Annotated in this window: 20 protein-coding genes; 9 read left to right on the top strand and 11 right to left on the bottom strand. The window is 62.9% G+C overall.

What is annotated here, in order from left to right; genetic code table 11:
* Positions 1–4 precede the first annotated feature (4 nt).
* Genes SxD43FB_RS13525 through SxD43FB_RS13510 form a run of 4 tightly spaced genes read right to left on the bottom strand, consistent with a single transcriptional unit; the run spans position 5 to position 3,601 of the window.
* Positions 5–1,231: a glycosyltransferase gene (locus SxD43FB_RS13525; RefSeq protein ID WP_096062619.1), complete on the bottom strand. Its 1,227-nt coding sequence runs from the start codon at positions 1,229–1,231 to the stop codon at positions 5–7.
* Positions 1,228–1,884, bottom strand: coding sequence for an ABC transporter ATP-binding protein (locus SxD43FB_RS13520; RefSeq protein WP_096062618.1), 657 nt, complete (start codon positions 1,882–1,884; stop codon positions 1,228–1,230). The genes SxD43FB_RS13525 and SxD43FB_RS13520 overlap by 4 nt, the downstream gene beginning before the upstream one ends.
* On the bottom strand, positions 1,881–2,687 hold the full coding sequence (locus SxD43FB_RS13515) for an ABC transporter permease (protein WP_255245721.1): 807 nt from the start codon (positions 2,685–2,687) through the stop codon (positions 1,881–1,883). Before SxD43FB_RS13515 ends, SxD43FB_RS13520 begins: the two co-directional genes overlap by 4 nt.
* Positions 2,687–3,601, bottom strand: a complete 915-nt coding sequence (locus tag SxD43FB_RS13510) for a hypothetical protein (RefSeq protein WP_343228846.1) — start codon at positions 3,599–3,601, stop codon at positions 2,687–2,689. Before SxD43FB_RS13510 ends, SxD43FB_RS13515 begins: the two co-directional genes overlap by 1 nt.
* A gap of 372 nt (positions 3,602–3,973) precedes the next feature.
* Between SxD43FB_RS13510 and SxD43FB_RS13505 the strand changes: the two genes are divergently transcribed.
* From SxD43FB_RS13505 to SxD43FB_RS13485, 5 genes are all read left to right on the top strand, one after another.
* A complete protein-coding gene (locus SxD43FB_RS13505) occupies positions 3,974–5,284 on the top strand; it encodes a UDP-glucose/GDP-mannose dehydrogenase family protein (protein ID WP_096062616.1) in 1,311 nt (436 codons plus the stop codon).
* A gap of 20 nt (positions 5,285–5,304) precedes the next feature.
* Positions 5,305–6,339 carry a GDP-mannose 4,6-dehydratase gene (gene gmd / locus SxD43FB_RS13500; protein ID WP_096062615.1) on the top strand — a complete coding sequence of 345 codons (1,035 nt, stop codon included), beginning with the start codon at positions 5,305–5,307 and terminating at the stop codon, positions 6,337–6,339.
* A 13-nt stretch (positions 6,340–6,352) separates the two neighbouring features.
* Positions 6,353–7,246: an NAD-dependent epimerase/dehydratase family protein gene (locus SxD43FB_RS13495; protein WP_096062614.1), complete on the top strand. Its 894-nt coding sequence runs from the start codon at positions 6,353–6,355 to the stop codon at positions 7,244–7,246.
* A gap of 125 nt (positions 7,247–7,371) precedes the next feature.
* Positions 7,372–8,550, top strand: coding sequence for a polysaccharide biosynthesis/export family protein (locus SxD43FB_RS13490; protein WP_096062613.1), 1,179 nt, complete (start codon positions 7,372–7,374; stop codon positions 8,548–8,550).
* A 46-nt stretch (positions 8,551–8,596) separates the two neighbouring features.
* The gene (locus SxD43FB_RS13485) at positions 8,597–9,406 is read left to right on the top strand and encodes a class I mannose-6-phosphate isomerase (RefSeq protein ID WP_096062612.1); all 810 of its coding nucleotides are present in this window, start codon (positions 8,597–8,599) and stop codon (positions 9,404–9,406) included.
* On the opposite strand, the gene SxD43FB_RS13480 is transcribed toward SxD43FB_RS13485, so the two are convergent.
* Positions 9,403–10,485 (bottom strand): mannose-1-phosphate guanylyltransferase/mannose-6-phosphate isomerase, encoded by a 1,083-nt coding sequence (locus tag SxD43FB_RS13480; RefSeq protein ID WP_343228845.1) that lies wholly within the window; start codon positions 10,483–10,485, stop codon positions 9,403–9,405. The genes SxD43FB_RS13485 and SxD43FB_RS13480 overlap by 4 nt on opposite strands.
* A 318-nt stretch (positions 10,486–10,803) precedes the next feature.
* Between SxD43FB_RS13480 and SxD43FB_RS13475 the strand changes: the two genes are divergently transcribed.
* Positions 10,804–11,595 carry a sulfite exporter TauE/SafE family protein gene (locus SxD43FB_RS13475; protein WP_096062611.1) on the top strand — a complete coding sequence of 264 codons (792 nt, stop codon included), beginning with the start codon at positions 10,804–10,806 and terminating at the stop codon, positions 11,593–11,595.
* On the opposite strand, the gene SxD43FB_RS13470 is transcribed toward SxD43FB_RS13475, so the two are convergent.
* Entirely contained in the window at positions 11,592–12,680 is a 1,089-nt protein-coding gene (locus tag SxD43FB_RS13470) for a chemotaxis protein CheY (protein ID WP_096062610.1), read from the bottom strand. The genes SxD43FB_RS13475 and SxD43FB_RS13470 overlap by 4 nt on opposite strands.
* 86 nt (positions 12,681–12,766) lie before the next feature.
* Here SxD43FB_RS13470 and cysD point away from each other — a divergent pair, with 86 nt between their 5' ends.
* The 3 genes from cysD to SxD43FB_RS13455 all read left to right on the top strand — a co-directional run bounded on the left by cysD (position 12,767) and on the right by SxD43FB_RS13455 (position 16,452).
* The gene (gene cysD, locus SxD43FB_RS13465; RefSeq protein ID WP_096062656.1) at positions 12,767–13,678 is read left to right on the top strand and encodes a sulfate adenylyltransferase subunit CysD; all 912 of its coding nucleotides are present in this window, start codon (positions 12,767–12,769) and stop codon (positions 13,676–13,678) included.
* 105 nt (positions 13,679–13,783) lie between these two features.
* Positions 13,784–15,697 carry a sulfate adenylyltransferase subunit CysN gene (gene cysN / locus SxD43FB_RS13460; RefSeq protein WP_037476644.1) on the top strand — a complete coding sequence of 638 codons (1,914 nt, stop codon included), beginning with the start codon at positions 13,784–13,786 and terminating at the stop codon, positions 15,695–15,697.
* Positions 15,694–16,452, top strand: coding sequence for a 3'(2'),5'-bisphosphate nucleotidase CysQ (locus SxD43FB_RS13455; RefSeq protein WP_096062609.1), 759 nt, complete (start codon positions 15,694–15,696; stop codon positions 16,450–16,452). The genes cysN and SxD43FB_RS13455 overlap by 4 nt, the downstream gene beginning before the upstream one ends.
* A 19-nt stretch (positions 16,453–16,471) precedes the next feature.
* On the opposite strand, the gene SxD43FB_RS13450 is transcribed toward SxD43FB_RS13455, so the two are convergent.
* From SxD43FB_RS13450 to SxD43FB_RS13430, 5 genes are all read right to left on the bottom strand, one after another.
* Positions 16,472–17,608, bottom strand: coding sequence for a glycosyltransferase (locus SxD43FB_RS13450; protein ID WP_255245720.1), 1,137 nt, complete (start codon positions 17,606–17,608; stop codon positions 16,472–16,474).
* On the bottom strand, positions 17,587–18,675 hold the full coding sequence (locus SxD43FB_RS13445) for a sugar-transfer associated ATP-grasp domain-containing protein (protein WP_096062608.1): 1,089 nt from the start codon (positions 18,673–18,675) through the stop codon (positions 17,587–17,589). Before SxD43FB_RS13445 ends, SxD43FB_RS13450 begins: the two co-directional genes overlap by 22 nt.
* 3 nt (positions 18,676–18,678) lie before the next feature.
* Positions 18,679–19,488, bottom strand: a complete 810-nt coding sequence (locus SxD43FB_RS13440) for an NTP transferase domain-containing protein (RefSeq protein ID WP_096062607.1) — start codon at positions 19,486–19,488, stop codon at positions 18,679–18,681.
* Positions 19,488–20,519 carry a phosphoribosylglycinamide synthetase gene (locus SxD43FB_RS13435; protein WP_096062606.1) on the bottom strand — a complete coding sequence of 344 codons (1,032 nt, stop codon included), beginning with the start codon at positions 20,517–20,519 and terminating at the stop codon, positions 19,488–19,490. The genes SxD43FB_RS13440 and SxD43FB_RS13435 overlap by 1 nt, the downstream gene beginning before the upstream one ends.
* 103 nt (positions 20,520–20,622) lie before the next feature.
* Complete coding sequence (locus SxD43FB_RS13430) at positions 20,623–22,245, bottom strand: NAD(P)/FAD-dependent oxidoreductase (protein WP_096062654.1); 1,623 nt, start codon at positions 22,243–22,245, stop codon at positions 20,623–20,625.
* Between the last annotated feature and the right edge of the window lie 7 nt (positions 22,246–22,252).

The raw sequence follows: 22,252 nt of genomic DNA, 5'->3' as shown, positions 1-22,252 counted from the left end.
TCGGTCAGGCCGGGGCTTTTTTCTGGTCCAGACCCAATGTCCGCAGCAGGATGGCGACGCTGTCGTCCCACTCCTCGCCGACCGGAATCGGCGGATCAGCTTCCTGCAATGTGGTCAGGATGCTGTCGGCAAGCGCCGCCGGGCGATCATCGTCGAAATAGAAAAGCCCCGGCCGCGCCAGTTCCCGGAAAACCGGAAGATCGCGTGCCAGCACCTTGCGCCCCTGACGCAACGCCTCGACGATCGGCAAGCCGAAGCCTTCGCCGCGGGAGGGCATGACGACGAGGGCCGCGCGGGCATAGAGCGCGGCGAGCAGTTCGTCGGAGGCTTGGCTGAGCCAGGTCAACCGATGCTCTGCCCGCCCCTCCAACGCCGCGAGGCGGGCCTGCATCGCTTCGGTGCGCCAGCCCGGCCGCCCGACGATCAGGACATGCGGAGCGTTCTTGGGCTGCGTCCGCCACAGATGCTCCATGGCATCGAGGACGCAGTCATGGCCTTTGCGCGGTTCGATGGTGCCGACCATCAACAGGGTCTGCGTGCTTTGCGCGCGCGCGATCGCCGCGCGCCCCTTCTCGCCGATACCGCGGCTGGGGTTGGTCGCATCGACGGCACCGCTCAGCGGCATGACGGTCACTTCAATGGCATCGCGCCGCGCGACCTTGTTGGTGGTAAGCCAAGTGTCGAGGTCCGATGCGACCTGGTGCGAGATGCAAATGGCCCGATCCGCCAGGCGGCTGACCACGCCTATCCATTTTGCGAAATTGCGCCCTGTGCTGCGGGGAAACCAGTGCGGGTGCTGGAGCGGCAGCAGATCATAGATGACGATATTGATCGACGCGCCAGAGCGACGCCAGCGCGCCAGTTGCCGCTGATGCCGCGACAAACGATGCGCGGCGAGGTCCAGCCCCAGGAATATGTCCCCGGCGCTGGCATGGATCAGCGGCGCATTGGGCAATGGTAGCGACAAACGGCCGTCTGTGGGATCGACCTCTGCAATGGCATAGCCTCGCTTGGCGGTCGCAGCAATTGGCAGGACGGTGACGTCGTCCAGGCCCAGGTCCATCAGGTGCAACCAAATGGCGCGGACGACCCGTTGGATGCCTGTGCCGGCATCATGTTGGGCAATGGTGGACATATCGACCAGTAGGCGTCTTTGAGCCGCTGGCCCCATGTCCATCCGCCGGGTCGCTGGAGCTATGATCTTCTCAAGCAGCCCTGCTATCCAGCTCATTCTCGTTCATGCGCCTTATAGAAAGCGTAAGCCTCGTCCATGTCGGGGAAAGTCGTCAGGGTTTGCTGCGCCAGCACGCCGGCCCAGTCGCAATGTTCGCGGATATAGCCATCACTGTGCGACACAATGATCATCGCACGGTCCTGCCGCTTGACGAACAGTTCCTCATGACATTTCTGCTGAAAGCGGGCGTCGCCGACGGCCACGATCTCGTCGATCAGAAAACAGTCGAAATCCACCGCCAAAGATATGCCGAAGCCCAGACGCGCCCGCATACCGGCGGAATAGCTTTTGATCGGCTCGTGCATGTAGCTGCCAAGTTCGGCGAAATCATCGACCAGCGCGATGACGTCATCCACATTCTTATTATATACGCGACAAATGAAGCGGACATTGTCCACGCCCGTCAGCGACTGCTGAAATGCACCCGAAAAAGCCAGCGGCCAGCTGATCGACATATCGCTGACGATACGCCCTTCGTTCAACTGCTCGATCCCGCTGATCATGCGGATCAGGGTCGATTTGCCTGCACCGTTGCGGCCCAATATGCCGATCTTCTCACCGCGCCCGATGGTCAGATTGACATTGCGAAAGACCCAGCGCGGCCCCCGCCGCGTCTCATAGGCCTTGCCGACATTCTGCAACTGGATCATGCGGGAACCAGATTACGGCTTGCGCGCCGTATTTCCGAGAAGGCGAACAGGGTCAGGACCAGGTTGCAGATCGCCATATATTGCATGTCGTAATAGGGCGTGAAATGCGATCCGAAGAAACCATCCCGTACATATTCGACGCCATGGATCATCGGCAGCAGCATGATCCATTCCCGAAATTCCGGTGGCAGCGTTTCCAGCAGGAATGCCGCCCCTGAAAGGGGGAACAGCAGGTAAGCTAGCGGACTCCAGAATTTATCGACCAAGGCGCTCCGATGCGACAAAGCGCCGATGAACATTCCGAGCGCTGAACCAAACCATGCGAGCATAATCCAGCCGAACACCACCTTAATGGGATCTTCAGGCAGGCCTAACCAACCGATTCCAGCAAAAAATAGGGTCAGCACGAAAAAGGAAATGCCGACGCCAGTCCCTTCAAGCAGCAGGCGCGCTGCGAAGATATCCAATATCTTGACGTTGCGATGATACATGAGCGACAGGTTCGGCTCGATCGAATTGACGAGGCGCGATGGCATATTGCGCCACACAAGCACGCTCGAGTAACCCGTCAACGCAAAGGCTGCGATCGGCAAATCGGACCCATGAGCGCCTCTGGTCGCGGTCCAGATCAGGGTGATGCCGATGGTGAATACCATCGGCTCCACGAACAACCAGAGAAACCCGATATTCTTACGCCCGTAGCGTGTGATGACTTCGCGCATCAACAACGCACCAATCACGCGTCGCTGAATAGCCCAGGAACGCAGAAAACTGGTTGGTTGCGGCTCTTGCATCTGCGTCATCAGTCGCGATGTTCCTTGATACCGCTGACCAACATCGAAAGAACTGCAAACACCACCAGGCCAACGACGAACGTGCTCAAGATACCGCGCAGACGGCGCGGCTCGGCCGGATAATCAGGCGTGCTGGGTTCAACGATCCGTTCGACATAGGCGCGCTTCCGGCGTGCTTCATTACGCGCTTCCTGCAGCGAACTGATGGCGGCACCGAGTTGGCGGTCGGCCAGCTGGCTTTCCAACTGAAGCCGCTGGAACTGCGCCGCCGTGACGGCCAATGATTTCTGATTGCCCGCAACCAGCCCGGTTTGCTTGTCGATTTCGCGGCTCAAGGCCTGGACCCGCGACTGAAGGACCGGAATTTGGGGATTTTGCGGCGTGAAGGCGCGCAGCTGGACCAATTGGGTCTGCGTTGCGATCATCTCGTCCTGCAATTTCGAGATCATCTGCAGCTGGACCGTCGCCTGCTGTTCGGGGTCCACCACGCCTTCGCGGTTGCGGTAATCGGACAAAGCCAGTGCGGCGGTTCGCGCCAAGGCCTTCGCCTCTTCCAATTCCTTGTTCGCATATTCGATGACATCGGAGCGCGCGCGGCCGTTTAGCTGGTTGACCAGCGTTTCGGCTTGCACGAGCAGACGACGATTAATCTCATGAGCGTCGCGCGGGGAAAATGCTCGCACTCGCAACGCCGTGATCGAAGAAGCCGCATCATGGCTCACCTCGATCTTGCCCATATAATATTTGTAGAGCTTTTCCTTGACGACGACGCCGCCGTCTACCGCCTTGAACCGATTGAGAAACGAGATATTGTCATTGCCGTAGGCGTTGACGATCAGATTATCCTTGTTGAGCGCCGCCAATGCGTCGCGCGACAGGATATAATCCTTGGTCGCAAAGCCCTCGCTGGCATCATTACTCATGCCGCCCTTGAACAGCGAACCCAGTCCCCCGGAATTGCTTTTCTCAGGGCTGCGTACAACAAAGCGTGACTCGGAGATGTAAAGGTCCGAACTCATGCCGAAATAGAGAGCAGAAATCATCGTGGGGACAATTACCGCAACGATAAAGAGGGTCGGCAATTTGCCGATACGTTCGGGAATTTTTATCATCGCTACCTGGCATGCCCTTTGTTCGCGCTCGTGTTAGGAGGTGCGTTTCTCAAAGTCCAGCCTATTGAAACCCCGCCCCGCCTGCTGCGACGGGCCGTTGATCGCAGCTATTCTCGTCCTTTATAATCTCAAATCAGCGTGCTAGGGCACGGCGTTGTCTTACAGCAGGGGCTGTCTTAGCTTATGAAAATCACGATGATCGGCACGGGGTATGTGGGCCTTGTGTCAGGGGCCTGTTTTGCGGATTTCGGCCATGATGTGGTCTGCGTCGACAAGGATGCGGGCAAGATCGCGGCGATCGAAGCGGGGCGGATGCCGATTTTCGAGCCGGGGCTGGACAAGCTGGTCGGCGACAATGCCGCATCGGGCCGCCTGACCTTCACCACCGACCTCGCCGCAGGGGTCAAGGGCGCGGACGCGATCTTCATTGCTGTCGGCACGCCTTCGCGGCGCGGCGATGGCCATGCCGACCTCTCCTATGTCTATGCTGCAGCGCGGGAAATCGTCGCTGCGCTCGATGGTCCGGCGGTGATCGTCACCAAGTCGACCGTGCCCGTCGGCACTGGCGATGAAGTCGAGCGAATCGCGCGTGAATTGAAGCCCGACCTCGACATCCAGGTCGTGTCGAACCCCGAATTCCTGCGCGAAGGCGCGGCGATCGGCGATTTCAAGCGGCCCGACCGCGTCGTCGTCGGCACCACCGGCTCGGAACGCGCGATCGCGGTGATGAGCCAGGTCTATCGCCCGCTCAACCTCAATCAGGCACCGCTGATGTTCACCGGGCGACGGACTGCCGAACTCATCAAATATGCCGCCAACGCTTTCCTGGCGACCAAGATCACCTTCATCAACGAGATGGCGGACCTGTGCGAAGCGGTCGGCGCTGATGTGCAGGACGTGTCGCGCGGCATTGGCCTCGACAACCGCATCGGTTCGAAATTCCTGCATGCAGGGCCGGGCTATGGCGGCTCGTGCTTCCCCAAGGATACGCTGGCGCTGGTCAAGACCGGTCAGGATCATGACACGCCGATCCGCATCGTCGAGACGGTGGTGCAGGTCAACGACCTGCGCAAGCGCGCCATGGGCCGCAAGATCGTCAAGGCGCTGGGCGGCGACGCGCGCGGCAAAAAAGTCGCGCTGCTGGGCCTGACCTTCAAGCCCAATACCGACGACATGCGCGATGCGCCGAGCCTCGCCATCGTCCAGGCGCTGGAGGATGCGGGCGCGAAGATCGTCGCTTATGACCCCGAAGGCATGGATGTTGCCGCGCCGATGATGCCCAGCGTCACCATGGCCAAGGATGCCTATGAGGCGGCCGAGGGTGCTGATGTGCTGGTGCTGGTCACCGAATGGGATATTTTCCGCGCGCTCGACATGAAGCGCCTCGCCAGTGCGATGAACGGCAATGCGCTCGTCGATCTGCGCAACATCTATCCGCTCGCCGAAGTCACCGAGGCCGGCTTTACGCTCGCGCGCGTCGGCGCGGCGAGCTGAGCGACGGATTCGGTACGGCGATGAAAACGGCTATCGTAACGGGCATTTCGGGGCAGGATGGCGCCTATCTGGCAGAATTGTTGCTGGATAAAGGCTATAAGGTCTTCGGCACCTATCGTCGTACCAGTTCGGTCAATTTCTGGCGGATCGAGGCGTTGGGCCTGGAGGCCCACCCTAATCTGCATCTGGTGGAATATGATCTGACCGACCTGTCGACATCGATCCGCCTGCTCCAGAATTCGGGCGCGAGCGAAGTCTATAATCTGGCGGCGCAAAGTTTCGTCGGCGTATCGTTCGAACAACCCCTGACCACGGCCGCCATCACCGGGATCGGCGCGTTGAACCTGCTGGAGGCGATCCGCATCGTCGATCCGACGATCCGCTTCTATCAGGCCAGCACGTCCGAAATGTTCGGCAAGGTGCAAGCCGTGCCCCAGACTGAAACCACGCCGTTCTGGCCACGCAGCCCCTATGGCGTATCCAAGCTGTTCGCTCATTGGAGCACGGTCAACTATCGCGAAAGCTATGACATTTTCGCGTGCAGCGGCATATTGTTCAACCATGAAAGCCCCCTGCGAGGCCGCGAATTCGTGACCCGCAAAATTACCGACAGCGTCGCCAAGATCGCCTTGGGCAAGCTGGATTGCGTGGTGCTCGGCAATATCGATGCGCAGCGTGACTGGGGCTATGCCCGCGAATATGTCGAAGGCATGTGGCGGATGCTCCAGGCCGACGAGCCAGACACCTACGTGCTGTCGACCAACCGCACCGTGTCGGTTCGTGATTTCGTGCGTTTGGCATTCCAGGAAATCGGGAAGAACATCCTGTTTTCCGGCGAAGGCGGGGAGGAAATCGGTATCGATAGCACGACCGGACGGACGGTAATGCGGATCGATCCGCGCTTCTATCGCCCGGCCGAGGTTGATTTGCTGGTCGGCAATGCCGCCTATGCCAAGGCTAAGCTCGGCTGGGAAGCGCAGACCTCGCTTGAAACTTTGTGCGCCATGATGGTGAAAGCTGACCTGCGCCGCAACGAGACGGGGGCAAGTTTCTGAACAGGGACCGGCTATGAGCAATATATTGATCACCGGCGTCAACGGCTTTACCGGCCGCTACTTGGCCGAACGGCTGGCGGGGATGGGCCACCGCGTCAGCGGCCTGTTGCTCGAACCGGTTGACGAGATTTTGCCCGGTGTCACCCATAGTTATATCGGCGACCTGACCGATAGCGCGCGGATGCGCGCCGTGCTGGCCGAAGCACAACCCGATCATGTCGTGCATCTGGCGGCAATCGCCTTTGTTGCGCATGGCGATGTCGAGGAGATGTATCGCTCCAATATCATCGGCACGCGCATGCTGCTCGGTGAATTGGAAGATATGGCATGCAAGCCGCGATCCGTGTTGGTCGCCAGCAGCGCCAACATTTACGGCAATGGTCGCGCGGGCATGATTGACGAGACGATGCCCCCCGCCCCTGCGAATGATTATGGTGTCACCAAGACGGCGGTCGAACTGGTCTGCGCCCTGGCCAAACTGCCGGTCATCGTCACCCGGCCGTTCAATTACACCGGCGTTGGGCAATCCAACAGCTTCCTGATCCCCAAGATCATCGACCATGTGCGGCGCGGGGCGGCTGAAATCGAATTGGGCAATATGGATATCGCCCGCGACTTCTCCGACGTGCGTATGGTCGTCGATGCCTATGCGCGCCTGTTGGATGCGCCAGCGGCGATCGGCGGCACATTCAATGTCTGTTCGGGACATGCCACCAGCCTGCATGATTTGATCGATGCCGTACGCACCGTGTCGGGCCATGACTTCACCGTCCGCACCAATCCGGCATTCGTGCGGCAGGACGAGGTCAAAGCGCTATGTGGCAGCACCGCACGCATCGAATCGGTCATCGGACCGTTATCCCATATTCCCCTGAGCGACAGCTTGCGATGGATGCTGACGGCATGAGGTGACAGCGATGCGATCGAGCGATATGTAGCTTCGACCCCGCTGCGGGTGATTATTTGAATGGACGACATCTCAAAGGGCTATGCCGGGAGTGTCGGGTGAGCCGAAGGGCATTTGGAGATTTCATGAACTGCTTGTCGCACCTTCACAATGGCGCCCGCCTTCCCCGCCTTTGCCTGCTGGCGGCGCTGCTCGCCACAGCGGCATGTACGTCGGTAGGACCAGGAACAAAGCATGTCGTCAACGCTGGAAAGCAGGAAGGCAGCGCGATCCAGGGTATCCAGGTGATCCGACTGGACGAGCGATCGCTGGTGGAACTTCCGCGTCAAACGGAGCCTGATTTTGCAACTGGCCTGGGCTATTCGAATGCCGTGGGCGAAACAGTCGGATCCGGCGACGTTTTGAATGTCACCATCTGGGAGGCGCCGCCTGCCGTGTTGTTTGGCGGTATGATGTCGCCCGGCATCTCCATCCAGACCAGCGCGCCTACGAGCTTGCCGGAATTCCTGATCGGCCCGTCGGGCAGCATATCGGTTCCCTTTGCCGGCTTGGTGCCGGCAGCGGGCCGCACCCTGCCCCAGATCGAACAGGACATCGTCGCGCGTCTGCGCGGCAAGGCCCATTTGCCGCAGGTTGCGGTTCGCCTTATTCGCAATCTAAGCGCCAACGTGTCCGTGGTCGGCGAAGTGGCGGCCAGCACGCGCATGCCATTGACGCCCAAGGGCGAAACCATATTGGATGCCATCGCCGCAGCGGGTGGCACCAAGCAGCAATCGGACAAGATGACGATCCAGGTCAGCCGCGGCGGCCAGGTCTATTCCATGCCTTTCTCCGCCGTGATCAATGATCCCCGGCAGAATGTCGTCCTGCGGACAGGCGATGTCGTGACCGCCTTGTTCCAGCCCTACAGCTTCACCATGCTGGGCGCGGCAGGCCGCAGCCAGGAAGTCCCGTTTGAAGCCACCGGTCTTTCGCTGGCCCAGGCCATGGGTCGCGTGGGTGGCCTGCAGGAAGGGCGCGCCGATCCGAAGGGCGTGTTCCTGTTTCGCTGGGAAGACCCGACATTGGTGCCCAATCGTGACAGCAGTGTTTCCGCCCGGTCCGACGGCCGTATTCCGGTCATCTACCGCGTCGATATGAAAGATCCCGCCACCTATTTTGCGATGCAGAATTTTGCCATCCGCAATCAGGACGTGCTGTACGTGTCGACCAACCCGATTGCCGAGTTCCAGCGCGTCGTCGGTCTGATCGCATCGACGACACTGCCGGTCGTTTCGATCAACAACGCCGTCAACAGAAATTGAACGGATAGCAAAGCAGCATCACGACAAGCCGGGGTCAACCAGCGTCATGCGGAAATTGCACCCGCGCCAAGTGGAAAAGCCATGGGGACGCCTGGCCTTGCCTGCCACATTCGGGACTGCCGGACCGCGCCCGATCGGCGAAATATGGTATGAGGATGAGACCGGGAGCGATGACCTACCGTTGCTGGTCAAATATATCTTCACCAGTGAGCGATTGTCGATTCAGGTTCACCCCGATGACAGCGCAGCGAGGGCGGTCGGCCTGCCCGGCGGCAAGGAGGAGATATGGTATATCCTCGATTGCGAACCGGATGCACGGCTGGGCATAGGCCTCACCCGGCCTTTGAGCGCCGAGGCGTTTCGCGCGGCGGCGCTTGATGGATCGATCGAGCAATGGATCGATTGGAAACCGGTGAGGCCAGGCGATTGCTATTTCATTCCGGCCGGGACCGTCCATGCCATCGGCGCAGGGATCATGCTCGCCGAAATCCAGCAGAATGTCGATGTGACCTATCGCCTTTACGACTATGGACGGCCGCGCGATCTGCATCTGGACCAGGGGCAAGCGGTCAGTCGCCTGTTGCCCTATGACCGGCCCGTCATCCATGCGCCGTTGGGACAGGATGTGGGGATGCTGTCCCCGCCAGATGCACCCTTCCGGTTGGAATTGCGGCATTGGTCGGCCGGTGAGACGGTCCGGTTACCGGATGCCGACCATATCTGGTTCACGCCGCTCGACGGCAACGGCACGGTCAATGAAGCGCCATGGGCCAAGGGGGATTGCTGGTTGCTCGACAGCGAGAGCCGCTTGCGAACCGAAACCCCCTCCTCCGCCCTACTGGCGACCATGAACTAAGCTGCAGGATCATCCTGCGGCATCATGCCGTCGAGTGCCCCGGCCTGGATTTGTTCGACCACCAGCCTGACATCCTGCGACCGGTCGCGCGGCATGACGAGAACGCCATTGGCCGTCGATACGATCACGCTGTCGCGCAAGCCGATGGTCGCGACCGGCGGCCCGCCATCGACATAGAAGAGATTGCCAGCGCCATCGACGCTGACAACCCCGCCCTTGATGGCATTGTCGGCGGCATCATGTGCGCGGATCGCCCACAAGGCATCCCACGAACCGACATCGGACCAGCCCATATCGACCGGCACGACCACCGCGCGGTCGGTTTTCTCCATCACCCCGACATCGATCGAAATATTGGGGCTTTGGCAAAAGGCGGCCGCGTCGGGACGGATGATGACGCCATCCTGCTGCGCCTGCGCCATGGCGGCTGCGGCGGCTGCGGCGACAGCGGGTGCATGGGCCGCAAGCTGGTCGAGATACGCGCCCGCACTGAACAGGAAGATGCCGCCGTTCCAATAGTGCCGCCCGCCCGCCAGATAGACCTCTGCCTGCGCGCGTGGGGGCTTTTCTACGAATTGCGCCACCGCATAGACGGCGCCGGTAGCATCTAGCGGCTCACCCTTGGCAATATAGCCATAGCCGGTTTCGGGATAATGCGGTTGAATGCCGAAGGTGACTAGCCGCCCGGATCGCGCCGCCGGTTGCGCAGCCATGACGGCAGCATGGAAGCTGGCAAGGTCGGCGATGACATGATCGGATGGCATGACCAGCATCAACGCATCGCGATCCTGCGCGGCGATCCATTCTGCGGCGATGGCGATCGCAGGCGCGGTGTTGCGCCCTTCCGGCTCCAGCAGGATGGCGCATGGTGTCTGGCCAATGCCCGCAATCTGCTGTTCGACCAAATCGATATGTGCCGCGCTCGACACGATAAGCGGTGGTGTGAAACCGTCGGCATCTTTGGTGCGCAGCAGGGTTTCCTGCATCATCGACCGGTCGGTGACGAGCGCCAGAAATTGCTTGGGACGGTGCGCATGCGATAGCGGCCATAGCCGACTGCCCGACCCGCCGGACAACACGACCGGGCAGATGAGAGAAGGAGAAATTGCGGAAGAAATGGTTAAGCGTCCTTACTGGTCGGCTTGGCCCGCTGAACGACATGCCGTCGTTCATGCTCTGGGATAGCGCGTTTCAGCCTCTCGTTTATGGGCGTGCCATCGCTGATGCAATGCAATGGAATGATGAATATTTCGCCAAGATAGAGCCCCGAATGCGGGCGGGGAAGGGCGAGCCGACGCACCGGCCGCGCAAAAAAGGCTGTTCGCGGCCTTCGCCTATGGATATGGCTTTGACGATGGGGCGTGAAAACATCGCGGTTGCCATGTCGGGGGAATGGAATGGATTGGTTGCACGCGGTCGCCGGGCTGTTCGTTGGTGTCATGGTGGGCATGACCGGCGTGGGTGGCGGGTCGCTGATGGCACCGATCCTGATCCTGCTGTTCGGCGTCGCGCCGGTTACCGCCGTCGGCACCGACCTTTGGTTCGCAGCGATCACCAAGGCGGTGGGCGGGGTCGTCCATCATCGCCATGGCGGGGCGGAAGGCGGGCCTGATTATGAGGTGATCCGCCGCCTGTGCATCGGCAGCCTGCCCGCTGCGGTCATCGTATTATTGCTGTTGTCGCAGGTCGATACGCATCAGGTGAAGAGCGGCTTCATCATGACGGCCCTGGGCATCGTGTTGATCTTTACCGCCATCGCCACCCTGTTCCGCGGCCGGTTCCACCATTGGGCGGTCCATGCCCGGACTGATACCGCCAGCCGTTTCCTGCGTTATCAGGCGGGGCTGACCGTCGTGGCGGGGGGAGCGCTGGGCATCATGGTCACGCTGACGTCGGTCGGGGCCGGGGCGCTGGGGGCGACGCTGCTGCTGCTGCTCTATCCGTTGCGGATGCGGCTGCAGAAGTTGATCGCGACCGATATCGTCCATGCCGTGCCGTTGACGCTGGTCGCGGGCATCGGCCATTTGTGGATCGGCAATTTCAACGGGATGCTGCTGCTCAACCTGCTGATCGGATCGATCCCAGGGATCATCATCGGGTCGATGCTGGCGTCGAAAGTGCCAGAAAAAGTGCTGCAGCCGCTGCTGGCGATCGTGCTGATCATCGCGGGCTGGCGCTTGATCGCTTAGGCGATGGCCAGGACGCTGGTCAGGACGATCCGCACCAGTTCCGCCTGCCCCCGCGCGCCCGTCTTGGCATAGATGCGCTTGGAATAGTTGCGCGCGGTTTCGACCGTCAGGCCGAGCGTTTCCGCCGCATCGCTGATCGGGATGCCTTGGGCGATGACCCAGGCGAGCCGCGCTTCACTGGGCAGCAGGCCGAACAGATCGACCAGCTGGTCGCAGCGATCGGCCTGCGACCAGCGATCGCCGCTGAGATAAGCGATGGCGACCGGGGTCGATCCCGCCGCGACCGACCCGCCGCGCATCGGCGCGACCAGCATGTCCATCCAGGGGTCACGGCTCAGGTTCAGCGCCTTGGGCCGGGCATCGGGATCGGCGGCGAAATGCTTGATGATCGCGGTCAGTTCGCGATCCAGCGCGGGCGACGCCGGGGTCAGCCGGTCGTAGCGACCGCGCCGCAACAGGCTGGTACGCTGGAACAATTGTTCGACATGGGCCGTCATGTCGACGATGCGGCAGCGCGCATCCAGCGTCAGCCAACCGAAATTGAGCCGCCCAAAGGCTTCGGACGTCAGGGTGGATCGCAATTTCTCACGCTCCAGCGCGACGAAAGCCCGCAGCGCGATGCGCAGATGCGGCGCCAGCGCGGTGAGCAACGCGCCGACCGCTGGGCCGATCGACCGACCCCCCGCACAGCTGAGCCAGGCATCGACGCCGCTCGGCTCGGTCACGCGGACGGAACGCATGTCGCTCATCCCCTGCGGCACCATCAGGTCGGTCAGGAAGGATTGATGGACGGGATTATCCGCCTCGATCAGTTCGGCCAGCGCATAGACCCGCCCTTCGCGCATATGGCGATAGGGAAAGGGATCGCGCCGATATTTTTCCACGAACAGATTGTGGATATGCGCGGGCGGTGGCGGCCCGGCATGCAGTTCGACGATCGCATCCTCGTCAATGGGGCGAAAGACCAAGGTGGTGTAGACCGCGCCCGTTCGCTGGCGCAGCCGCTCCAGGAAATCCTGCCACAAGGGTTGCTGGAACATCCCCTCATGCAGAGCCGTCAACAGGCCACTATCGTCCAATCGCATGGGCCATTGCTATACCCTCCCATTTGGGAGGTCCATCGATTCGTGCGTCCTGCCATAGGATGACGCACAAAGATTGCGAGGATTGCATGGTGGACGCAAAAACCCTGACCCATTTGGAGCGACTCGAAGCCGAGAGCATCCACATCCTGCGGGAAGTGGTGTCGGAGGCAGAAAAGCCGGTGATGCTCTATTCCGTCGGCAAGGATAGCGCGGTGATGCTGCATCTGGCGCGCAAGGCCTTTTACCCCTCGCCCCCACCCTTCCCGCTGCTGCATGTCGATACCACCTGGAAATTCCAGGAAATGTACAAGCTGCGTGACCGGATGGCGCAGGAAAGCGGCATGGAACTGCTGGTCTATCACAACCAGGAAGCCATGGATCGCGGGATCAACCCGTTCGACCATGGCGCGCTGCACACCGACATGTGGAAGACCGAAGGGTTGAAGCAGGCGCTCAACCTCTATGGTTTCGATGCGGCATTCGGCGGCGCACGGCGCGACGAGGAAAAGAGCCGCGCCAAGGAGCGCATCTTCTCCTTCCGCACCGCCAGCCATGGCTGGGATCCGAAAAACCAGCGGCCCGAATTGTGGAACCTCTACAATGCGCGCAAGAATAAGGGCGAGAGCATCCGCATCTTCCCGATCAGCAACTGGACCGAGCTGGACATCTGGCAATATATCCATCTGAACGATGTGCCGATCGTGCCGCTCTATTTCGCGGCCAAGCGCCCGACGGTGGAGCGCGACGGCATGTTGCTGATGGTCGATGACGATCGCTTTCCGCTCGAACCCGGCGAAGTGCCGGTCGACCGCTCGATCCGCTTCCGCACGCTGGGCTGCTATCCGTTGACCGGCGCGGTGGAGAGCGAGGCGGCAACCTTGCCGGAGGTGATCCAGGAAATGCTGCTGACCACCACATCCGAACGCCAGGGCCGCGCGATCGACAAGGATGCGGGCGGGGCCGGCATGGAGAAGAAGAAGCAGGAAGGCTACTTCTAACGAAGCCTCCTCTTCCGTTCGGGCTGAGCTTGTCGAAGCCCAGTCCTTTTCTTCAAGAAGTATAGCCCTTCGACAAGCTCAGGGCGAACGGTGAAAGAAACCGACATGACTGACGTTTCCACAGACCCCATCTACAAGACCGACGCCCTCATTGCCGAGGATATCGATGCCTATCTGAAGGTGCATGAGCATAAGACGATGCTGCGCTTCATCACCTGCGGGTCGGTGGATGACGGCAAGTCGACGCTGATCGGCCGCCTGCTCTATGACAGCAAGATGATCTTCGAGGATCAGCTCGAAGCGCTGACCGCAGACAGCAAGAAGATGGGGACGCAGGGGCAGGAGATCGACTTCGCTCTGCTCGTCGATGGCCTCGCCGCCGAGCGCGAACAGGGCATCACGATCGACGTCGCCTATCGCTTCTTTGCCACCGAAAAGCGCAAGTTCATCGTCGCCGACACGCCCGGCCATGAACAATATACCCGCAATATGGTGACGGGTGCGTCCACCGCCGACCTCGCCGTCATCCTGATCGACGCGCGCAAGGGCATCCTGACCCAGACGCGCCGCCACAGCTATCTCGCGCATCTGATCGGCATCCGCAACATCGTGCTGGCCGTCAACAAGATGGACCTGGTCGGCTATGATCAGAGCGTGTTCGACACGATCGTCGCCGACTATACCGAATTCGCCAAGTCGATCGGCATCACGGCGTTCACGCCGATGCCGATTTCCGGGTTCAAGGGGGACAACATCACCGGCCCGTCGGAAAATACGCCCTGGTATACTGGCCCGGCCCTGATCGAACATCTGGAGACGGTCGAGGTCAACAGCGCGACCGACGCGGAAAAGCCGTTCCGCATGCCGGTGCAGTGGGTCAATCGTCCCAATCTCGATTTCCGGGGCTTTTCCGGCCTGATCGCGACCGGCACGGTCAAGCCGGGCGACGCGATCCGCGTGCTGCCATCGGGCAAGACCAGCACCATCAGCCGCATCGTCACGCTGGACGGTGATCTGGACGAAGCTGTGGCGGGCCAATCGGTCACGCTCTGCTTCGCCGACGAGATCGACTGTTCGCGCGGCGACGTCATCGCGCTGGCCGACAATCCGCCCCAGGCCGCCGATCAGTTCGAAGCGACCATTGTGTGGATGGCGGACGAGGAAATGCTGCCGGGCCGCTCCTATTGGCTCAAGATCGGCACGCAGATGGTCACCGCCACCGTCCAGCAGCCAAAATATCAGGTCAACGTCAATACGATGGAGCATCTGGCGGCCAAGACGCTGGAATTGAACGCCATCGGTGTCGCCAACCTGTCGACCGACAAGCAGATCGTGTTCGAACCCTATGAACAGAACCGGACGCTGGGCGGCTTCATCTTGATCGACAAGATCAGCAATGCCACCGTTGCGGCGGGCATGCTGCACTTCTCGCTGCGCCGGGCACAGAATGTCCATTGGCAATCGACCGACGTGTCGCGCGATTTCCACGCCAACCTCAAGAACCAGAAGCCTGCCGTGCTGTGGTTCACCGGGCTTTCCGGCGCGGGCAAGTCGACCATCGCCAATCTGGTCGAAAAGCGGCTGGCGCGGATGAACCGGCACACCTATCTGCTGGACGGCGACAATGTGCGGCATGGCCTGAACAAGGATCTGGGCTTTACCGATGCCGACCGGGTCGAAAATATCCGCCGCGTGGGCGAAGTCGCCAAGCTGATGACCGACGCGGGGTTGATCGTCATCACCGCCTTCATCTCGCCCTTCCGATCGGAACGCGACATGGTGCGGCAGATGATGCAGCCGGGCGAGTTTTTCGAGGTCCATATCGACACATCGCTCGCCGAAGCGGAGAAGCGCGACGTCAAGGGCCTGTACAAGAAGGCGCGGGCCGGGGATCTCAAGAATTTCACCGGGATCGACAGCCCCTATGAAGCGCCGGTGGACCCCGAAATCCATATCGACACGCTGACCATGACGGCGGAAGAAGCCGCCGATGCCATCGTCGCGCGGCTGATCCCATGAGCGGGATGAGCGACGCGGCGCTGGCCGCCCATCTGGCAGAAGTGGCCGGGCGCATATTGGTCGAGGTCCGCGAGTCCGGGGTGTTCGGTGCCAAGGCACTGGGCAAGGCGGGCGACCAGACCGCCAACCAATTTCTGTGCCACGCGCTGCGCGAAGTGCGGAGCGAGGATGGGCTGTTGTCGGAAGAAGAGAAGGACAATGACGACCGGCTCGCCCAGTCGCGCGTCTGGATCGTCGATCCGGTCGATGGCACGCGCGAATATGGCGAAGCGCGGGCCGACTGGGCCGTGCATGTCGGGCTGGCGATCGACGGCGCGCCGGTGATCGGCGCGGTGGCATTGCCGGGGTTTGAGGGCGGCGTCGTGCTGCGGACGGATGAACCGCGCGCCGTGCCGCCTGCGCCCGAAAAGCTGCGCATGGTGGTGTCGCGCACGCGGCCCGCCGCCGAAGCGGTGGCGATTGCCGAGAAATTGGACGCGGAACTGGTGCCAATGGGATCGGCCGGGGCCAAGGCGATGGCGATCATCCTAGGCCAGGCCGACATCTATCTTCATTCGGGCGGCCAATATGAATGGGACAGCATGGCCCCTGCCGCCGTCGCGCTGGCGCATGGCCTGCATGCCAGCCGCATCGACGGTAGTCCGCTGGTGTATAATCAGCGCGACGTCTATCTGCCCGACCTGCTTATCTGTCGGCAGGAACATGCGGACATGGTGTTGGGACATATTGCAGCACTGGCGCAGGACGCCGCCTGATCGCGCTGTCGCCGGGCGGTCAGGATCGCCCGGCGAGCAGGCGATTGACGAGATCACGCCACCCTTTGGATACCGCCTCCAGACCGAAGGCTTCGATCCGGTCGCCGGGGCGGAGGCGTATCGCCGGGTCGATCTGACGCGCCAGTGCGTCCGCCATCGCGCGCGGATCGGCCGGATCGACCAACAGGCCATGGCGGCCATTGTCGAGCAAGTGCGCCGCATTGCCCGCGCTCCGCGACGCGACGCAAGGTGCATTCACCGCCATCGCCTCCAGCAGCACATTGGCCGAGCCTTCCCACCAGGAGGGCAGCACGAAGGCGTCGCACCGCGCCAGCCAGGGAAAGACATTGGCGACCGTGCCGGGCAGCGCCAGATCGTCGGCAATGCCAAGCGTTGTGGCTTGGGCGCGCAACCGCGTGCAGGCATCGTCGCGGCTTTCGCCCAAGATGATGAGGCGCGCAGGCCGGGTCATGCGCAGATGAGCGAAGGCGGCGAGCAGGGTCGCGAAATTCTTTTGCGGGGCGAGGCGGCCGATGGCGAGGATCACGGGCACCGGGTCACCGAACCAGGGATGCGGGGCCGTATCGCCGATATGCTGGCGCGCGGCGGCGGCGTCGATCCCGTTGGCGATGACCGTCACGCGCCCAGCGCGCGCTGCCACGCGAAAGGCCGGCGTGTCGGCCAGCGTCGGCGATACCAGCACCAGATGCGCGGCATCGGCGGCGATCAACCGCGCCATGGCAGCGCGGCCCCAGCGCTTGATCCCGCCCGATGGCGCACCGGGGATGGCGCGCATGATGTCGTTGCTGATGCGATAGACGCGCTGCACGCCCCGCGCGCCGCGACTGCCCGCCCAGACGGTGCCATGGCCGTGATTGCCCGCCGAGATCAGCAGCGCCGGGCGGGTGGCACGCAGATAGCCGCGCAAGGCCCATGCGGCGCGCAATTTTTCCCACAGGCGCGAGCGGCCTGCGCCGGGCAGCAGGGGGTGATGGACGACGCCCGGCACTCCCTCCCCGCCCGGTAGCGCCGTGACGAGTTGCACCGCATGTCCCTGCGCCGCGAGATCGGCCGCGATCAGCCGGGCGTTGCGGACCACGCCGGTCGCGACCAGCGCGTGGACATAGACGCAGATCACGCCCGCCGCCGGTCCCATTCTATCGCGCGGGCGGCGCACCAGGCTTGCGCAGGCAGTCGGTCGAGATGATGGCGGTAGAGCGCGCCCAGCCGCATGTCCGCGACCCCGCGTTCCTCCACCAGTTGCAGGATGTCGGTGCCGGGGTTCCAATTGCCCTCGACCAGCATAGGCCCGGCGTCGGTCAGGCCGACATCCCAGCCGATCACCGTGAAGCCGGTGCGAAAGACGTGATGCGCGTCCAGCGCCAGCGCGATCGCGGCAGGCAGGTCGGGTAGGATAAAGCCCTCGATCGGCGCGCCTGTCTTGGGGTGGTGCACATGGACGCTAGGCGCACCTGCACCGCCGCCCAGCCAGGCGGGACCGCAGCGCCCGGCGGCATCGACGCCCAGCACCAGATTGCCCGCGTTGAAATTGTCGACCGGACGCGCGCCCCCGGCCGACAGCCGCAGCGCGAGGCCGCAGGCTTCGGGCACGCCGTCTTCATCCAGGCAAGTCATCACGCGCAGCGTCGGCAGTGCGCCGGGCGACAAGTCCACAAGCGCCGCATGGGTCGGCAGGCGGCGCTGGATCACGCCGCCGCCGCGCCAGACCCGCAGCAGCCGCGCCCGCAGCAGATCGTCGCCGACCGGGCCATCACGCCCAAGCCAAGTCTCGTCACGCCAGAAACGCTCGACCCCCTGCCCCTTCGAACGGAAACTGGGCTTGGCGATGATGTCGCGCTCGGTTGCCAGCCAGGCGGCGAGATCGTCGCGATCGGGATTGCAGGCTGGCGCGATCGTCAGCCCCGCCTGTTGCGCGACCTGCGCGAAAAGTTGTTTATTCTTGAGCGGGTTGGTGGCGAAGGGAAAGGCACCCGGATTGAGCAGCCGGTGCAGCCCCTTGCGATCGCGCATGCTCAGCCCCCGCTGCCGCACCGCATCGGAAAGGAGATGCCGCTCGGCCGGGGTCCAGCCCCCCTGCCCCGCCCCTGCGAGCAGACGCGCCAGCAGGTGCCGACGCATCGGCCAGTGCCGGGTCAGCCCCGTCCGATAGACGGCGAGCAGGTCATTGTCGCCCCGACCGGGCAACGCGCGCAGCGTGGGCAAATTCTATTCCGCAGCCTGGGCGATGGTGACGCGGCGACCAAGCACTTCGCTCGCTACCCCGCGCGTGCGGGCGTTGTCGACGTCGATCGCGACCGCCCCATCGGACAGGATCACGGGGGCAATGGTCAGGCGGAAGCGGCGCGAAAAGCGGGCGAAGGTCGCCGCCAGCGTGCCGATACCGAAGCGAAAACGGATAAGGTTGAGCAGCCCGAACGCCCCGATGATGCGCAGCGGATGCTTGACGAACTGGCCGCCCGACCGGAAAGTTTCGGCGGCGGCCAGTGCGGCTTTGTCCTTGAGCCAATAGCTGTTGCAGTTGGAATAGCTGTCATCGGCAAAGGCGTAGAATTTGCGCTGCCCCTCCGGGTGGGCGGCCAGCACCGATGCGCGCCGGGCGAAGGCGACGGCGGCGTCTGCCCCTTCGGCGACGCAGCCATCCAGCATCTCGGCGATGGCGGGCGGGGTCAGCAGCACATTGTCAGCGGTGGTGATCAGCAGCGGAAAGCGCGCGCCGTCCGCCGCCGCCAGCACCGAATCCACCAGATTGGGCCGCGCGCCGATCGCCACCAGCCGTCCGCTGGCGATCAGGCCGCGCAGTTGCGGCAGACCCGCCAGCACGTCCGGTTCCTCGATCGCGACGCGGATCTCGCCGATCCGCTCGCTCGCCGCCAGCGCGTCGATAACATGGACCAGCATCGGCTGGTCCAGCACCGGCACCAGGCATTTATGGGTGACGCCCGCTTCCAGCGCGAGCGGATCGGTCGCGCCATCACGCTTGCCCGCCAGCACCAGCGCGGTCGTGCGCCCGCCCATCAGGCCGCGACCCGCATCGGCACTTCGGTCAGCAGACCCTGGCGTTCGAGGCTATGGCCGATGATCGTTTCCACCAGCGTCTGATGATCGACGCCGATCGACGCGGCCGAACGCGAGATCGTCTTTTTCGACCAGAGGTTGCAGGACAGGTTCACTTCCATGAACTGCACCGCCCCGGTCGCCGGATCATAGCGAAACTCGAACCGGCCATAGTCGAACGGCCATAATTCAGGCAGCAGGCGACGGGTCAGGTCATCGAGCCGGGCGAGCAGGTCGCGATCCTCGACCAGCACCAGCGGATCATCGCCCGCGTCGATCAGGCCGCGCTTTTCTTCATGGCTGCGGGCGCGATGGGGGTCGGTGGGCACATACATCATTGGCGGCAATATCCATGGCTGCCCGCCGCTGCCGCCCACCACCGGCACGGCGATGTCGAGCAAGGGTGCCCAGGCTTCGACCAGCGCGTCATGGCCCAAGGCCTGGAGATGATCGACATGGGCGAGCGCTTCGTCCCAGCTATCGACCATCGCCAGCCCCCAGGAGGCGGAGGAGGCGTTGGGCTTGACCACCAGCCGTTCGGCCGCAAAGCCGGGCTGCGCGGGCAGGCCGCCGCGCCGGAAGACCTGCGCCGCCATGGTCGGCACGCCATGCGCCTGCGCGATCAGCTTGGAGAGATATTTGTCGTCGGACACGCCGCGCAGGATGGGGCTTGCGCCCATATGCGGCATGGCGCGCCAGCTGAGCAACAGGGGCGCGAGCATCTCGCTATTCTGAAAGCCGCCGCGATTGAGCAACGTCACCACGAAATCGACATCGGGCCGGTCGAACAGCGCTTCATAGCTGTCGGCGACGCGGACATGCAGGCCGATCGACTCCAGCGTCGATCGCATTTCATGATGATAGAGGGCGTGGTTGCCATCGACCGCATCGGGCTGGCCGGATGCGCGGGCATGTTTGGCGAGGAAGAGCAAGCGCAACCGGGCCTTGTCGGCCGGGGAAATGCGGATGCAGCGGTCGATATGGGTCAGCATGACACCCTATCTAGCCGCCTGCGATGACAAGGTGGCGACCGCGCGATGACGATGATGCGACGGTCAGGCGGCGGCGATATGACGGCGCGATGACGAACGCATGTCAGGCGGTGACGATCGCCTTCGCCACCGCTTCGGCCACCTTGATCCCGTCGATCGCGGCCGACAATATGCCGCCGGCATAGCCCGCGCCTTCGCCCGCCGGATAGAGACCGGCGACGGAGAGGCTCTGGAAATCCTTGTCGCGGGTGATGCGGATGGGCGAGGAGGTGCGGGTTTCCACGCCGGTCATCACCGCGTCGGGATGGTCATATTGCGCCAATTGCCGCCCGAATATGGGCAGCGCCTCGCGAAACGCCTCGACCACGAAATCGGGCAGGCAGCGCGACAGGTCGGTCGGGGTGACGCCCGGCTTATAGGACGGCGTGACCGATCCCAATGACGTTGACGGACGCCCGGCCAGGAAATCGCCGATGGTCTGTCCCGGCGCCCAATAAGAAGAGCCGCCCGCCACATAGGCCTGCGATTCCCAATGGCGCTGAAAATCGATCCCGGCGAGTGGTCCGTCCGGATAGTCCCGCGCCGGGTCGATGCCCACGACCAGCCCGGAATTGGCGTTGAATTCGGCGCGGCTATATTGGCTCATGCCATTGGTGACGACGCGCCCTTCCTCCGACGTGGCGGCGACGACGCGGCCACCCGGACACATGCAGAAGCTATAGACGGTGCGGCCATTGGCGCAATGATGCGCCAGGCTATAGGCCGCCGCGCCCAGATCCGGGTGGCCCGCGCAACTGCCATAGCGGGCCTTGTCGACCCAGCTTTGCGGATGCTCGATGCGCACGCCGATGGAAAAGGGCTTGGGTTCGATATGCACGCCCCGGCCATGGAGCATGGTGAAGGTCGGCCGCGCGCTATGCCCCACTGCCAGCACGACATGATCGCTCTCGATCACGCTGCCATCCTGAATGACGATGCCGCGCAACTGCTGCGAGCCGTCGCTCCGCCGCTCCAGCACCAGATCATCGACGCGCGTCTGCCAGCGATATTCGCCGCCCAGCGCTTCGATCTGGCGACGCATGGATTCGACCATGGTGACAAGGCGGAACGTGCCGATATGGGGGTGCGCTTCCCACAAGATATCGTCTGGCGCGCCCGCCGCGACGAACTCCGCCAGCACCTTGCGGCCCAGAAAGCGCGGGTCTTTCACCCGGCAATAAAGTTTGCCGTCGGAAAAGGTGCCCGCCCCGCCTTCGCCGAACTGGACATTGCTGTCGGGGTTCAGCTCACCGCGCCGCCACAGGCCCCAAGTATCCTTGGTCCGCTCGCGCACGACCTTGCCCAGATCGACGATGATCGGGCGAAAGCCCATCTGCGCCAGCAGCAGCCCGGCGAACAGGCCGCATGGTCCCGCCCCGATGACGATCGGGCGCTTGCCCTGCCAGCCATCGGGCGCATGGGTGACAAAATTATAGTGGGTGTCGGGCGTCGGCCGCACATCATGGTCATGGGCGAAGCGCGCCAGCACAGCCGCTTCGTCGGCGACATCGACGTCGAGCGTGTAGACGAGCTGGATCGCGCTGCGCCGCCGCGCATCATTGCCGCGCCGCACGAGGCTATGCCCGCGCAGCTCTTCGGGTTGCAGGCCAAGGCGCGCGCATATCGCAGGCGGCATCGCCTCGGCAGGATGGTCGAGGGGCAGTTTCAGGCCGGAAAGGCGGATCATGCGCTGC

The organism is Sphingobium sp. D43FB, assembly GCF_002312805.1.
Classification (GTDB): domain Bacteria; phylum Pseudomonadota; class Alphaproteobacteria; order Sphingomonadales; family Sphingomonadaceae; genus Sphingobium.
Note: the sequence above shows the minus strand (reverse complement) of the source record. Positions and strands in the feature narration are given on the sequence as shown.

What these genes read in the sequence shown, in the direction of transcription:
- SxD43FB_RS13435 (WP_096062606.1), bottom strand. Translation starts at nt 20,519, where the DNA reads ATGCTGACCCATATCGACCGCTGCATCCGCATTTCCCCGGCCGACAAG.
- SxD43FB_RS13515 (WP_255245721.1), bottom strand. Translation starts at nt 2,687, where the DNA reads ATGACGCAGATGCAAGAGCCGCAACCAACCAGTTTTCTGCGTTCCTGG.
- cysD (WP_096062656.1), top strand. Translation starts at nt 12,767, where the DNA reads ATGGTGGACGCAAAAACCCTGACCCATTTGGAGCGACTCGAAGCCGAG.
- SxD43FB_RS13430 (WP_096062654.1), bottom strand. Translation starts at nt 22,245, where the DNA reads ATGATCCGCCTTTCCGGCCTGAAACTGCCCCTCGACCATCCTGCCGAG.
- SxD43FB_RS13490 (WP_096062613.1), top strand. Translation starts at nt 7,372, where the DNA reads ATGAACTGCTTGTCGCACCTTCACAATGGCGCCCGCCTTCCCCGCCTT.
- SxD43FB_RS13520 (WP_096062618.1), bottom strand. Translation starts at nt 1,884, where the DNA reads ATGATCCAGTTGCAGAATGTCGGCAAGGCCTATGAGACGCGGCGGGGG.
- SxD43FB_RS13455 (WP_096062609.1), top strand. Translation starts at nt 15,694, where the DNA reads ATGAGCGGGATGAGCGACGCGGCGCTGGCCGCCCATCTGGCAGAAGTG.
- SxD43FB_RS13470 (WP_096062610.1), bottom strand. Translation starts at nt 12,680, where the DNA reads ATGCGATTGGACGATAGTGGCCTGTTGACGGCTCTGCATGAGGGGATG.
- SxD43FB_RS13475 (WP_096062611.1), top strand. Translation starts at nt 10,804, where the DNA reads ATGGATTGGTTGCACGCGGTCGCCGGGCTGTTCGTTGGTGTCATGGTG.
- SxD43FB_RS13450 (WP_255245720.1), bottom strand. Translation starts at nt 17,608, where the DNA reads ATGGGACCGGCGGCGGGCGTGATCTGCGTCTATGTCCACGCGCTGGTC.
- SxD43FB_RS13495 (WP_096062614.1), top strand. Translation starts at nt 6,353, where the DNA reads ATGAGCAATATATTGATCACCGGCGTCAACGGCTTTACCGGCCGCTAC.
- SxD43FB_RS13510 (WP_343228846.1), bottom strand. Translation starts at nt 3,601, where the DNA reads ATGAGTAATGATGCCAGCGAGGGCTTTGCGACCAAGGATTATATCCTG.
- SxD43FB_RS13525 (WP_096062619.1), bottom strand. Translation starts at nt 1,231, where the DNA reads ATGAGCTGGATAGCAGGGCTGCTTGAGAAGATCATAGCTCCAGCGACC.
- gmd (WP_096062615.1), top strand. Translation starts at nt 5,305, where the DNA reads ATGAAAACGGCTATCGTAACGGGCATTTCGGGGCAGGATGGCGCCTAT.
- SxD43FB_RS13485 (WP_096062612.1), top strand. Translation starts at nt 8,597, where the DNA reads ATGCGGAAATTGCACCCGCGCCAAGTGGAAAAGCCATGGGGACGCCTG.
- SxD43FB_RS13440 (WP_096062607.1), bottom strand. Translation starts at nt 19,488, where the DNA reads ATGGGCGGGCGCACGACCGCGCTGGTGCTGGCGGGCAAGCGTGATGGC.
- SxD43FB_RS13505 (WP_096062616.1), top strand. Translation starts at nt 3,974, where the DNA reads ATGAAAATCACGATGATCGGCACGGGGTATGTGGGCCTTGTGTCAGGG.
- cysN (WP_037476644.1), top strand. Translation starts at nt 13,784, where the DNA reads ATGACTGACGTTTCCACAGACCCCATCTACAAGACCGACGCCCTCATT.